We start from the raw sequence: 13510 nt of genomic DNA, 5'->3' as shown, positions 1-13510 counted from the left end.
GGTCGATTGGGGAATACTGTTGATGTTCCCATCGGTCTTTTTTTCATTTATGGCGGAAAAGAACAGAACGCAACCGGGGAAGGGTGGAATCATGTCGTCACTTGTCGGCGTCATCATGGGAAGTACGTCGGATTGGGAAACGATGAAGAAGGCGTGCGAGATACTTGAGGAGTTAAACATTCCGTACGAGAAAAAAGTCGTCTCCGCGCATCGGACGCCGGATTTGATGTTCGAATATGCGGAAACCGCGGTGGAACGCGGTCTGAAGGTTATTATTGCCGGCGCCGGCGGCGCCGCTCATCTGCCGGGTATGGTCGCGGCCAAAACCGTCCTGCCCGTTATCGGAGTGCCCGTTCAATCGAAAGCATTGAACGGGCTGGATTCGTTGCTTTCGATCGTGCAGATGCCGGGGGGCATTCCAGTCGCGACGGTGGCGATCGGCGCGGCCGGCGCGACGAACGCGGGCTTGCTCGCGGCGCAATTCATCGGCTCGTTCGATCCAGAGGTTCAGGCGCGTGTCGCCGCAAGGCGCGAGCGCATTACGCAGGACGTGCTGGACAATGCGGAGCTGCCTTCATGAGCGGAGGGGATAACGTGAACAAGCTTGTCAACCTGTTCGAGGGCGAAGGCGCGGCTTGCGATGAGTTTGGCTGTGCGATTCCAGGTGCCGGGGATGCGGGAACGGACGGCCAGGCTGCATCGGCGGAGATGGCCGAGGCGAGCGAGCAGGGGGCGTCAGTGTCGGCAGGTTCGGAGGCTGACGTGAAGGCTGGTGCGGAAGCGGGGCCGAAGGCTGAGACAGTATCGGCGCGGCGTGCGATTCTGCCCGGTGCAACGGTCGGCGTGCTCGGCGGCGGACAGCTTGGACGGATGCTCGCTCATGCGGGCAATCGGCTCGGCTACCGCTTCGTGACGCTCGACCCGACGCCGGACAGCCCGTGCGGACAGACGGCGGCGCAGATCGTGGCGGCGTACGACGATCGGGAGGCGGCGCGGGAATTGGCGCAGCGCTCCGACGTGATCACGTACGAGTTCGAGAACGTCGACGCCGGCGTAGCGGAAATGCTGGAGCGCGAATCGTACGTGCCGCAAGGCAGCAAGCTGCTGTACACGACGCAGCATCGGCTGCGCGAGAAACATGCGGTCGAAGCGGCGGGGGCGCAGGTTGCGCCTTATGCCGAGATCGAGAGCCTGGCCGGGTTGCAGGAAGCGGCGGCTCGGCTGGGACTCCCGGCGGTGCTGAAAACCGCGACCGGCGGCTACGACGGCAAAGGCCAGTGGGTGCTGCGCAGCGAGGACGAGCTGGCGACGGCTTGGGAAGAGGCGAGTCGGGCCGGTACGCAGCTCGTGCTGGAGAAGTTTATTGTTTTCGATAAGGAAATTTCCGTGATCGCGGCGAGAAGCCCTTCGGGAGAAGTGAAGACGTTCCCGCCTGCGGAAAATATCCACGTTCATAATATATTGCATCTATCCATCGTTCCGGCGCGCATTTCGGACAAGGTTCGTGCGGAGGCCGAGAAGCTCGCGGTTTCGATCGCGGAGACGCTGGGTGCGGTTGGTCTGATCGCCGTTGAAATGTTCCTTACGGCGGACGGCGAATTGTACGTCAACGAACTGGCGCCAAGACCGCACAACTCCGGTCACTATACGATGGAAGCCTGCCGCACGTCGCAGTTCGAACAGCATGTTCGGGCGATCTGCGATCTGCCGCTCGGCGATCCGTCGCTGCTGACGCCGGTCGTCATGGCGAACATTCTCGGCGAGCATATGGAGCCGTTACTGGAATGGATGGGCGAGAAGGATGCGGCGGCCGAGAAGCTGGGCGTCGAGGTCAAGGTTCACCTGTACGGCAAGGCGGAAGCCAAACATAAGCGCAAGATGGGCCATCTGAACGTGCTTGCTCCGAATGTGGACGCGGCGCTGGAATGGATTGCTCAATCGAAAATATGGAGGGTTTAATTACACATGTTAGAACGTTATAGCCGGCCCGAGATGCGGGCGATCTGGACGGAACAAAACAAGTTCCAAGCGTGGTTGGAAGTCGAGCTGTGCGCCTGCGAGGCATGGGCCGAACTGGGACACATTCCTCATGAAGACACGGTCGAGCTGCGCAAAAACGCCAAGTTCGACATCGACCGCATTTACCAGATCGAGCTGGAAACCCGCCATGACGTGATCGCCTTTACGCGCGCCGTATCCGAAAGTCTCGGAGCGGAACGCAAATGGGTGCACTACGGCCTCACTTCGACGGACGTCGTCGATACGGCGATGGGCTACCTGCTTCGTCAGGCGAATGAAATTTTGCGCAAAGATATTCAGAACTTTATCGCCATCCTTCGCGATCAGGCTATTCAATATAAGAACACTCCGATGATGGGCCGTACGCACGGCGTTCATGCCGAGCCGACGACTTTCGGCTTGAAGCTGGCGCTGTGGCACGAGGAAATGAAGCGCAACCTGGAGCGGTTTGAGCATGCGGCCGCGGGCGTCGAGTTTGGCAAAATGTCCGGCGCGGTCGGCACGTACGCCAACATCGATCCTGCGGTGGAAGGGTTCGTATGCAAGAAGCTCGGTATCCAAGCTGCGCCGATCTCGACGCAGACGCTGCAGCGCGACCGTCATGCGGAATATATGGCGACGTTGGCGCTGATCGCCACGTCGATCGACAAGTTCGCGACGGAAATCCGCGGCTTGCAGAAGAGCGAGTTCCGCGAAGTCGAAGAGCCGTTCGGCAAAGGGCAAAAAGGCTCGTCGGCGATGCCGCACAAGCGCAACCCGATCGGCTGCGAGAACATGAGCGGCTTGTCCCGCGTCATTCGCGGCCACATGCTGACCGCCTACGAGAACGTGCCGCTGTGGCATGAACGCGACATTTCGCACTCCTCGGCCGAGCGCGTTATCCTGCCGGATGCGACGATGCTGCTGAACTACATGCTGAACCGTTTTGGCAACATCGTGAAGAACTTGACGGTGTTCCCGGAAAACATGAAGCGCAACATGACCCGCACGTACAACGTGCCGTTCTCCGGCCGCGTCATGACGAAGCTGATCGACAAAGGCTTCGCCCGCGAGCAGGCGTACGACACGGTGCAGCCGCGCGCGATGCAGGCTTGGGAGGAACAGCGCGATTTCCGCGATATCGTGCAGTCGACGAAGGAAATTACCGACGTTCTGTCTGCTGAGGAAATTGCCGATTGCTTCGATCCGACTTGGCATCTGAAGCATGTGGATACGATTTTCGACCGGTTAGGGTTGAAATAATACGCGCGCTAGCATGCGCCGCTAGGAGGCAGCAATGACTACCCAAGCTTTGGCGACGGCCGAAGGGCTCGTGAACGCCCCGCTGATTCACAAAGGCAAGGTCCGGGAGCTGTACGATCTCGGCGAGCACTTATTAATTGTAGTAACGGACCGCATCTCGGCGTTCGACTATGTGCTGGACCCTCCGGTTCCCGGAAAAGGCAGTGTCCTGAACGGGCTGAGCGCGCACTGGTTCGAGCAAACGGCTGGTTTTCAGCCGAACCATGTCGTGCATACGGACGTAGCGCTGCTGGGCGACATCGTGACCGAGCCGGACAAGTTGGCCGGACGGATCATGGTTAGCCGCAAGGCGCAGCGCGTCGACATCGAGTGCGTCGTTCGCGGCTACATTACGGGCGGCGGCTGGCGACAGTATCAATCTTCCGGCGAGGTCAACGGAATTAAGCTGCCGGAAGGGCTGCACAAGAACTCGAAGCTGGAGCAGCCGATCTTCACGCCCGCCGGCAAAAACGACGTCGGCCACGACGAGGACATCCCGTTCGAGGAGATGGCTCGCCGCGTCGGTGCGGAGCTGGCGGAGGCTTTGCGTGAGCGCAGCCTGAAGCTGTACGAGTTCGGCCGCGACTATTGCGCCAAGCGGGGAATTATCCTCGCCGACTGCAAGTTTGAGTTCGGCCTGATCGACGGGGAGATCATCCTCATCGATGAGCTGTTTACGCCGGACTCCTCGCGCTTCTGGGCGGAGGAGAACTACAAGCTGGACGTCGAGATCGACAGCATGGACAAGGAGCCGGTTCGCGCCTACTTGGCCGGATCGGATTGGGACAAGAACAGCCCGCCTCCAGCGCTGCCTGCCGAAGTCGTCGCGGCGACGACGGATCGTTACCGCGACATCGCTCGCAGGCTGACGGAGTAGTAGTAGCTCGCATCGGCGCAGGCTCGGGAGCTCGTAACGGTCTGTGGGACCGTTAGAGCCGACAAAAGTGGTCGGCGGGAGCGCGTAACGGTCTGTCAGACCGTTAGAGACGGCCAAAGTGGTCGGCGAGAGCGTGTAACGGTCTGTGGGACCGTTAGAGTCGGCGAAAGTGGTCGGCGGAAGCGTGTAACGGTCTGTCAGACCGTAAGAGCCGGCCAAAGTGGTTGGCGGAAGCATGTAGCGGTCTGTCAGACCGTAAGAGTCGACAAAAGTGGTCGGCGGGAGTGTGTAACGGTCTGTCAGACCGTAAGAGTCGGCGAAAGTGGCTGGCGGGAGCGCGTAACGGTCTGTCAGACCGGAAGGGTCGGCGAAAGTAGCTGGCGGGAGCGTGTAACGGTCTGTCAGACCGGAAGGGTCGGCGCTAAAGTCTCGCCACGAGTAACGTATCACCCAAATGGATCTAGCTGGTCATATCTGCACGAGGATTTACTTTTTCACACGCTAGACGTTCTTATAGATGAAACCATCCACCAACCTACAAATCAGGAGGAACCTCCCCATGAAAGCAAAGGTATACGTGACGATTAAGGAAAACGTGCTCGACCCGCAAGGGAACGCGGTGCAAGGCGCGCTGCATACGCTCGGATTCGGCGAAGTAGGCAAGGTGAGAATTGGCAAGTATTTGGAGCTTGAGCTGGATACGAACGATCGCGCGCAAGCGGAAGAAAAGCTTAAGGTGATGTGCGAAAAGCTGCTGGCGAACACGGTTGTCGAAGACTATCGTTTCGAATTGGAGGGCTGAGGCGCTCATGAAATTCGCGGTACTGGTATTTCCGGGTTCCAACTGTGACATTGACTGCTACAAGGCGGTAGAGGATACGGTAGGCGAGCAAGTCGATTACGTGTTCCACACAGCGACCGATCTGTCGGACTATGATGCGATTCTCGTGCCGGGCGGTTTCTCCTACGGGGACTATCTGCGTTGCGGCGCCATCGCACAATTCGCTCCGGTCATGGCCGAAGTGAAGAAGGCGGCCGAGCAAGGCAAGTTTATTCTCGGTATCTGCAACGGGTTCCAGATTCTGACCGAAGCGGGCCTCCTGCCGGGAGCGCTCATTCGCAACAATTCGTTGAAATTCCGCTGTCATCAGGTCGGTCTCGTTGTCGAGAACAACAAAACCGGCTTTACGAACGACTACGCGCAGGGCGAGGTTATCCAGATTCCGATCGCTCACGGCGAAGGCAGCTATTATGTGGACGATGCGGCGTTGGCGCAGTTGAAGGCGAACGATCAGATCGTTTTCCGCTATGCGGGCGACAACCCGAACGGCTCGGTGGACGATATCGCTGGCGTGTGCAACGAAGCGGGCAATATTGTGGGCATGATGCCGCACCCGGAGCGGGCGGTTAAGGAAATTCTCGGGTCCGCCGACGGCGCGCGGATGTTTAAGTCAGTATTAAACGCTTGGAGGGAACGTCATGGCGCAGCAAGTATCCGCTAAGGAACCAACAGCCCTGCAGATCGCGGAGCAGAAAATCTACAAGCAATTCGGCGTGTCGGAAAAAGAATACGAGCTGATCTGCGAATTTATGGGGCGTCAGCCTAACTATACGGAGATTGGTGTTTTTAGCGTTATGTGGTCCGAGCACTGCGCGTACAAAAACTCCAAGCCGCTGCTGCGCAGATTCCCGACTTCGGGGCCGCGCGTTCTGATGGGACCGGGCGAAGGCGCGGGTATCGTCGACATCGGAGACAACCAAGCAGTCGTGTTCAAAATCGAATCGCACAACCACCCGTCCGCAGTAGAGCCGTACCAAGGCGCGGCGACGGGCGTGGGCGGCATTATTCGCGATATTTTCTCGATGGGGGCGCGTCCGGTTGCGCTGTTGAACTCGTTGCGGTTCGGCCGTCTGGAAAATGAGCGCGTGCGCTACCTGTTCGAGCACGTTGTCAGCGGCATCGCGGGCTACGGCAACTGTATCGGCATTCCGACGGTTGCGGGCGAGATCATGTTCGACGAAGCATATGAAGGCAATCCGCTCGTTAACGCCATGTGCGTCGGGCTGATCGATCACGATAAAATTCAACGCGGCGTCGCCAAAGGCATCGGCAACCCGGTGTTCTACGTCGGACCGGCTACGGGCCGCGACGGTATCCATGGCGCGACTTTCGCGTCCGAGGATTTGACGGCGGAGTCGGAAGCGAAGCGTTCGGCGGTTCAAGTCGGCGATCCGTTCATGGAGAAGCTTGTTATGGAAGCGACTTTGGAGCTGATCGATTCCGGCATCGTGCTTGGCATTCAAGATATGGGCGCGGCGGGACTCACTTGCTCCAGCGCGGAGATGGCGAGCAAAGCGGGCAACGGCATGGAGCTGTACTTGGATGAAGTGCCGCAGCGTGAGGAAGGCATGACAGCTTATGAAATGATGCTGTCCGAGTCGCAGGAGCGGATGCTGTTTGTTTGCGAGCCTCAGCATGAGGAGCAGGCTAAGGGGATTTTTGCTCGTTGGGGACTGCATTGCGCGAAGGTCGGCAAAGTGTCCGACGACGGCCGTCTGAAGCTGTTCCACAAAGGCGAACTGGTTGGCGATATGCCGGTTAAGGCGCTCGTTGACGACTGCCCGGTGTATGAGAAGCCGTCTGCGGTTCCAGAATACTATTTGAAAAATGGTTCGGTAGACACGAATCGTTACGAGCAAGTGCTGGATTTGAACGATGCTTTGCTGAAGGTGCTCGGTTCGCCGTCGTTGGCGAGCAAAGAGTGGGTCTACAACCAATACGACTACATGGTGCGTACGGAAACGGCGGTTCGTCCAGGTTCGGATGCGGCTGTCGTGACAATTCGCGGCACGCGCAAAGGCTTGGCGATGACGACGGACTGTAACGGACGTTATGTGTATCTCGATCCGGAAGTCGGCGGACGCATCGCGGTTGCGGAAGCGGGACGGAATATCGTCTGCTCCGGCGCTGAGCCGCTGGCGATTACGGATAACCTGAACTTCGGCAGTCCGGAGAAGCCGGAAGTGTTCTGGCAGATGGAGAAGGCGGTCGACGGCATGGCGGAAGCTTGCCGCTTCCTGGACACGCCGGTTATCGGCGGTAACGTATCGTTGTACAACGAAAATACGCGCGGAGCGATCTACCCAACGCCGGTTGTCGGCATGGTTGGTCTCGTACACGATGTTGATCATATTACGACGCAAGAGTTTAAAGCGGATGGCGACGTTATCTTCTTGCTTGGCGAGACGAAGGCGGAAATCGGCGGCAGCGAGTTCCAATACGCGGTTCACGGCGTAACGGAAGGCCGTCCACCGGAGCTGGATCTGGCGACGGAGAAGAAGCTGCAGCAAACGGTGCTTGGCGCCATTCGCGACGGTCTGGTCGCTTCGGCGCACGACTTGTCCGAAGGCGGTCTCGCGGCTGCGCTGGCGGAAGCGGGCTTCGGCCGCGGCTTGGGCGCGGATGTAACGTTCGAGACGAATTTGCGTCCGGACTTGGCTTTGTTCAGCGAATCGCAGTCGCGGATTTTGCTGACGGCGGGCGCCGAGAAGGCGGAAGGTCTGGCGGCATTCTTGAAGGCTGCTGGCGTGCCGGTTCAGCGTCTGGGTACAGTTGGCGGCGATCGGTTGAAGGTGAGCGTTGGCGGGCATGTCGCCATCGACGCTGCTGTTGCGGAACTGCGCGCGGCATGGTCGCAGGCGATTCCAAACCATATGAGCGGTAAGAACGCATGACATCTAGCGTTGCGAACGGGGGAACAGAAGTGACGCGGCTCTGGACCGGGGATTATTACAACGAGGGCAACGGCAGCAAGGAATCCATTTTCGACAAAGTGAAGGAAGAGTGCGGCGTGTTCGGGGTGTTCGGTCATCCCGACGCGGCCAACCTTTCCTATTACGGTCTGCATGCGCTGCAGCACCGAGGCGAAGAGAGCTGCGGCATCTGCACGTCGGATGACGGCACGTTCCACTATCATCGGGGGATGGGACTGGTCAAGGAAGTGTTTGACCGCGACCGTCTCGAATCTCTGAAGGGCAAACAGGCAATCGGTCACGTTCGTTATTCCACCTCCGGTTCCAGCCACCTGGGGAACGCTCAACCGCTTGTGTTCAAATATCGCGGCGGCGATCTGGCGGTCTGTACGAACGGAAATTTGGTCAACGAGCCGATTATTCGCAAGGAGCTTGAGGAATCGGGATCGATTTTTCAGACGACGAGCGATACGGAGGTTATTGCGCATTTGATTGCGCGGTCCTCCAAGGATTTGGTTGAAGCGGTTAAGGATGCGTTCCTGCGGTTGATCGGGGGCTTCGCATTCCTGATTCAAACGAAGGACTACCTGATCGCGGCGTGCGATCCGCAAGGGCTTCGTCCGATGGTGATGGGGCGGCTAGGGGAAGCTTATATTTTCTCCTCCGAGTCGTGCGCGCTGGAGACGATCGGAGCCGAGTTCGTCCGCGACGTTCAGCCGGGGGAACTGCTTGTTCTGGATAAGGACGGGCTTCGGGAGGATCGTTTTGCTCCGATGGAGCGGCGGGCGATGTGCTCGATGGAGTACATTTACTTCGCTCGTCCGGACAGCGACATCTACGGGGCTAACCTGCACTCGACGCGGAAGCGGATGGGGCAGATTTTGGCTCAGGAGTCTTTTGTCGATGCTGACATTGTGACCGGGGTGCCGGATTCGAGTATTTCGGCGGCGATCGGTTATGCGGAGCAGACGGGCATTCCTTACGAGCTGGGCTTGATCAAAAACAAATATACCGGACGGACGTTTATCCAGCCTTCGCAGGAGCTGCGCGAAAAGGGCGTTAAGATGAAGCTGTCCGCCGTCCGCAAAGTCGTGGAAGGCAAACGCGTCGTCATGATCGACGATTCGATCGTGCGGGGCACGACCTCGCTGCGGATCGTCAACATGCTTCGCGAAGCCGGGGCGCTTGAGGTACATGTGCGGATTACTTCTCCGCCGTTTATGAACCCTTGCTACTACGGCATCGATACGCCGAATCCGGCGGATCTGATCGCCTCCAGCAAGTCGGTCGAGGAGATTCGCCAGGCGATCAACGCGGACTCGCTCTACTTCCTGACGGAAAGAGGGCTGCGCGACGCCGTCGGCATCTACCCGGACGAATACGCCAACGGCTTGTGCATGGCTTGCTTCAATAACGATTACCCGACTCCGGTCAGGTTCGAGGATGCTAAGCTGACTTCTTGCAGCTGCGATTGATTTGCGGCGGGGGGAGGCGGCTGGGCGGAATAAGGGTGCGGCAGGGACTTATTCGCTCCACCGGTGTCGGGGAAGCGGGAATAAGGGTGCGGCAGGGACTTATTCGGTTCTCCGACGGTTGGGGAAGCGGGAATAAGGCCGTCTCGCGGGCTTATTCGCTCCGAAATTATAAAGAGTTAGTGTGTTTTATGAGCGAGTCAGGTACAGAGGCGCGTATTCGTGTATGCGTATAGGTGTACGTGTGAGAGTTTACAACGATTAAGGGAGCTGAAATCATTGTCGGAGGCGTACAAACAGGCCGGGGTCGATATTGCGGCAGGCAACGAAGCGGTCGAGCGGATGAAGAAGCACGTTAAGAAAACGTTCCGTCCGGAAGTGCTGACCGGTCTTGGCGGGTTCGGCGGATTGTTCAGCCTGAACAAAGAGAAGTATGAGGAGCCGGTGCTCGTTAGCGGTACGGACGGCGTCGGCACGAAGCTGAAGCTGGCGTTCGCGATGGACAAGCACGATACGATCGGCATCGACGCGGTGGCCATGTGCGTTAACGACGTTATCGTTACCGGTGCGGAGCCGCTTTTTTTCCTCGATTATCTCGCTTGCGACAAAGTCGTTCCCGAGAAAATCGAGGCCATCGTTAAAGGCGTAGCCGACGGTTGCGAGCAAGCCGGCTGCGCGCTGATCGGCGGCGAGACGGCTGAGATGCCAGGCATGTACTCCGACGGCGAATACGATATCGCTGGCTTCACAGTGGGTATCGTAGATCGTCCGAAGGCAATCGACGGCTCCACGATTCAAGCGGGAGACGCAGTCATCGGATTGGCGTCGAGCGGCATTCACTCGAACGGCTTTTCGCTCGTTCGCCGTCTGCTGCTGGAGCAGCAGGGCTATGCGCTGACGGACAAGCCGGAAGAGCTGGGCGGCTCTACGCTGGGCGATGTGCTGATCGAGCCGACGCGCATTTACGTGAAGCAAATTCTTAAATTGCTCGAATCCGTTAAAATTAAAGGAATGGCCCACATCACGGGCGGCGGCTTCATCGAAAATATTCCGCGCGTGCTGCCGGAAGGCGTTAACGTGGACATTAATCAGGGTTCTTGGCCGGTGCTTCCGATCTTCCAACTGATGCAGCGTGTGGGCAACATTACCGACCGCGACATGTTTACGACGTTTAACATGGGCGTCGGCATGGTGCTGGTCGTGCCTGCGGAGCAAGCCGAGCAGGCGCTGGCGATCGCGAAGGAGCAGGGCGAGCAAGCTTACCGCATCGGAACGGTGACGGAAGGCTCCAAAATCGTAACCTTCGACGGCGTTGAGCTGCCATGACCTCGGTTGACCAAGCGAAAGCGCAGCAGCCGTTAAAAATAGCCGTGTTCGCTTCCGGAAGCGGAAGCAATTTTCAGGCACTCGTCGAAGCGATACGGGGACAGGGCATTCCTGCGACCGTATCGCTCCTCGTCTGCGATAAGCCGGGGGCGAGAGTCGTACAGCGGGCGGAGTCGCTTGGCGTGCCGACTCATCTGTTCAACCCGAAGTCGTATGAGACAAGGGAAGCCTATGAAGCGGAGATCATCGACCGTCTTCGCGCCGAAGGCGTCGAATTGATCGTGCTGGCGGGTTATATGAGGTTGGTCACTGCGACGCTGGTGGAGCCTTTTTACGGACGGATGATCAATATTCACCCGGCGCTTCTGCCCTCTTTTCCAGGAGTGCGGTCGGTTCGTCAGGCTTTGGAATACGGCGTTAAGCTGACCGGCGTTACGGTGCATTTTGTCGACGGTGGGATGGATACAGGCCCGATTATCGCGCAAAAAGCGGTCGAGGTGCGGGACGAAGATACGGAGGATTCGTTGGGGGAGCGCGTGCATGCGATCGAGCATGAACTGCTGCCGCAGACGGTTCGCTGGATTGCGGAGGGCCGCGTGACGTTAAACGATCGGAAAGTGAGTATTCGTCTCGGTTAACTCAGGCAGTTTGAAGTCGGCAAAGCCATTCTTTTCGGAATGATATGGACTTCACCTTCATTGGTTCAACACTTATATAGGCAACGAAGCAAAACACGAGAGGACGAAAACAATCCATGAGCGAGAATCACGAAATTGCTTTACGCTATGGCATGAACCCGCATCAGAAAGAAGCGAAGCTATTCAGCGCCGACGGCCAACCGCTGCCGCTGACCGTACTGAACGGGGACCCGGGCTTCATCAATCTGCTGGACGCGCTGAACGCGTTCCAACTCGTGCGCGAGCTTCGTCAGGCGACCGGACTTCCGGCAGCCGCATCCTTCAAGCACGTCAGCCCTGCGGGCGCGGCCGTCTATGCGCCGCTGTCGCCTGAACTGGCTAAAGCTTATTTTGTCGAGGCGGAAGGGCTGTCGGAGCTCGCAATCGCTTACGCCCGCGCGCGCGGAGCCGATCGCATGTCCTCCTTCGGAGACGCGGCCGCATTGAGCGATGTCGTGGATGCATCTACGGCGACGCTGCTCAAGCGCGAAGTGTCCGACCTGGTCGTAGCTCCCGGCTACACGCCTGAAGCGCTCGATATTCTGAAGCAGAAGAAGGGCGGCAAGTATCTGATTCTCCAGATCGATCCGGAATATGTGCCGGAAGCGATCGAGACTCGTACGCTATTCGGCATGAAGTTTCAACAGGAGCGCAACAGCGCCGTGCCGGATGCTTCCGTGTTTGACCTCGCGAACGTCATTACCGCGAATAAGGAAATTCCGGACAGCGCCAAGCGCGACATGCTTGTGGCGCTCATTACGCTCAAATACACGCAATCCAACTCCATCTGCTACACGCTGGACGGCCAGACGATCGGCATCGGCGCAGGCCAGCAATCCCGTATTCACTGTACCCGTCTTGCCGGGGACAAGGCAGACCGCTGGTATCTTCGTCAGCATCCGGCCGCACTGAACATGAAGTTCCGCGAAGGTCTGGCTCGCGCCGAACAGAACAATGCGATCGACCTGTGGCTGGAGGACGAAGTCACGCCAATCGAGCAAGCGGCATGGGAAAGCTGCTTCGAGGTTGTACCAACCCGACTGACGCGCGAAGAGAAGCGCGAATGGTTGAACGGTCTGCAAGGCGTTTCTTACGGCTCCGACGCTTTCCTTCCTTTCCGCGACAATCTCGACCGGGCCAGCCGGAGCGGCGTCAAATACGTCATCCAAGCCGGCAAGTCGCTGCGCGACGAAGAAGTGGTGCAAGCTGCGAACGACTATAATATGGTAATGGTATATTCGGGCGTACGCCTATTCCATCACTAAAAGAGGTAGTTCAAAAAGTCCAATTTTGATCACGAAGAGGTGCTGAAAATCGGACTTTTTGAACCTTTATTTGAAGAGGAAGGGACGACGACAATGTCTGCAAAATGGCAAGAGCTGGCGGATCGCACCGTGCAGCAGTTGAAGACGAACGCTTATCCGGGCCGCGGAATCATTATCGGATTGACGCCTGACGCATCGCGGTTTGTACAGGTGTACTGGATCATGGGCAGAAGCGAGAACAGCCGCAATCGGATTTTCGTGCCGGAGGAGAACGGGTTTCTGCGTACGGAAGCGCGCGATCCGGCCAAGCTGTCCGATCCGTCGCTTATTATTTACTATCCGCTTCGTCATGAGGGCGGCGCACATATCGTCACCAACGGCGACCAGACGGACACGATCTGGGAGGCGCTTCGCAATGGAGGTCGCTTCGAGGATGCATTGTCGCAGCGTACGTACGAGCCGGACCCGCCGAATTTTACGCCTCGTATCTCGGGCATCGTCGACTTGAACGACAAGCTGAACGCCTACAAGCTATCGATCCTCAAGACGAACGAGAACGACGAGTCCCAGACGAAACGCCAATTCTTCCACTATGAAAAGGCGCTCGCAGGATACGGACATTTCATCTCGACGTATGTCGGGGACGGCAATCCGCTGCCTTCCTTCGCTGGAGAGCCGCAGCTTGCTCCGCTGTTCGACGACGAGCAGGAGACGGCGCAATTTTACTGGAACCTGCTGAACGAGGACAACAAAATTTCCTTGCTCGTGAAAACGATCCGTATCTCCGACGGCGAAGTGACTCTGAAGGTCGTCAACAAGGATTCCGAAGGAGGGGCTTAA

General features: G+C 58.1%; 12 protein-coding genes. All 12 read left to right on the top strand.

Features of this window, described 5'->3' with window-relative positions:
- Positions 1 to 91 precede the first annotated feature (91 nt).
- The 12 genes from purE to J4772_RS25710 all read left to right on the top strand — a co-directional run bounded on the left by purE (position 92) and on the right by J4772_RS25710 (position 13510).
- Complete coding sequence (gene purE, locus J4772_RS25765; RefSeq protein WP_116065198.1) at positions 92 to 580, top strand: 5-(carboxyamino)imidazole ribonucleotide mutase; 489 nt, start codon at positions 92 to 94, stop codon at positions 578 to 580.
- Complete coding sequence (gene purK / locus J4772_RS25760; protein ID WP_247740853.1) at positions 577 to 1959, top strand: 5-(carboxyamino)imidazole ribonucleotide synthase; 1383 nt, start codon at positions 577 to 579, stop codon at positions 1957 to 1959. The genes purE and purK overlap by 4 nt, the downstream gene beginning before the upstream one ends.
- Before the next feature lie 6 nt (positions 1960 to 1965).
- Positions 1966 to 3261, top strand: coding sequence for an adenylosuccinate lyase (gene purB / locus J4772_RS25755; protein ID WP_209071977.1), 1296 nt, complete (start codon positions 1966 to 1968; stop codon positions 3259 to 3261).
- Positions 3262 to 3295: 34 nt separating this feature from the next.
- Positions 3296 to 4177 carry a phosphoribosylaminoimidazolesuccinocarboxamide synthase gene (locus tag J4772_RS25750; protein WP_209071976.1) on the top strand — a complete coding sequence of 294 codons (882 nt, stop codon included), beginning with the start codon at positions 3296 to 3298 and terminating at the stop codon, positions 4175 to 4177.
- Positions 4178 to 4736: 559 nt separating this feature from the next.
- Entirely contained in the window at positions 4737 to 4979 is a 243-nt protein-coding gene (purS, locus tag J4772_RS25745; protein ID WP_116065201.1) for a phosphoribosylformylglycinamidine synthase subunit PurS, read from the top strand.
- A 7-nt stretch (positions 4980 to 4986) separates the two neighbouring features.
- Positions 4987 to 5679: a phosphoribosylformylglycinamidine synthase subunit PurQ gene (gene purQ / locus J4772_RS25740; protein ID WP_116065202.1), complete on the top strand. Its 693-nt coding sequence runs from the start codon at positions 4987 to 4989 to the stop codon at positions 5677 to 5679.
- Positions 5657 to 7912, top strand: coding sequence for a phosphoribosylformylglycinamidine synthase subunit PurL (purL, locus tag J4772_RS25735; protein ID WP_209071975.1), 2256 nt, complete (start codon positions 5657 to 5659; stop codon positions 7910 to 7912). Before purQ ends, purL begins: the two co-directional genes overlap by 23 nt.
- Positions 7909 to 9405 carry an amidophosphoribosyltransferase gene (gene purF, locus J4772_RS25730; protein ID WP_209071974.1) on the top strand — a complete coding sequence of 499 codons (1497 nt, stop codon included), beginning with the start codon at positions 7909 to 7911 and terminating at the stop codon, positions 9403 to 9405. The genes purL and purF overlap by 4 nt, the downstream gene beginning before the upstream one ends.
- A gap of 276 nt (positions 9406 to 9681) precedes the next feature.
- On the top strand, positions 9682 to 10728 hold the full coding sequence (gene purM, locus J4772_RS25725; protein ID WP_209071973.1) for a phosphoribosylformylglycinamidine cyclo-ligase: 1047 nt from the start codon (positions 9682 to 9684) through the stop codon (positions 10726 to 10728).
- Positions 10725 to 11366 (top strand): phosphoribosylglycinamide formyltransferase, encoded by a 642-nt coding sequence (purN, locus tag J4772_RS25720; RefSeq protein WP_209071972.1) that lies wholly within the window; start codon positions 10725 to 10727, stop codon positions 11364 to 11366. The genes purM and purN overlap by 4 nt, the downstream gene beginning before the upstream one ends.
- Positions 11367 to 11482: 116 nt before the next feature.
- Positions 11483 to 12670 carry a phosphoribosylaminoimidazolecarboxamide formyltransferase gene (locus tag J4772_RS25715; protein ID WP_209071971.1) on the top strand — a complete coding sequence of 396 codons (1188 nt, stop codon included), beginning with the start codon at positions 11483 to 11485 and terminating at the stop codon, positions 12668 to 12670.
- Positions 12671 to 12763: 93 nt separating this feature from the next.
- Positions 12764 to 13510, top strand: a complete 747-nt coding sequence (locus J4772_RS25710; protein ID WP_209071970.1) for an IMP cyclohydrolase — start codon at positions 12764 to 12766, stop codon at positions 13508 to 13510.

The sequence above is a fragment of the Cohnella sp. LGH genome, from assembly GCF_017671885.1.
Lineage (GTDB): Bacteria > Bacillota > Bacilli > Paenibacillales > Paenibacillaceae > Cohnella > Cohnella phaseoli.
The sequence above is the reverse complement of the archived record's forward strand: the minus strand, read 5'-3'. Positions and strand labels throughout refer to the sequence as shown.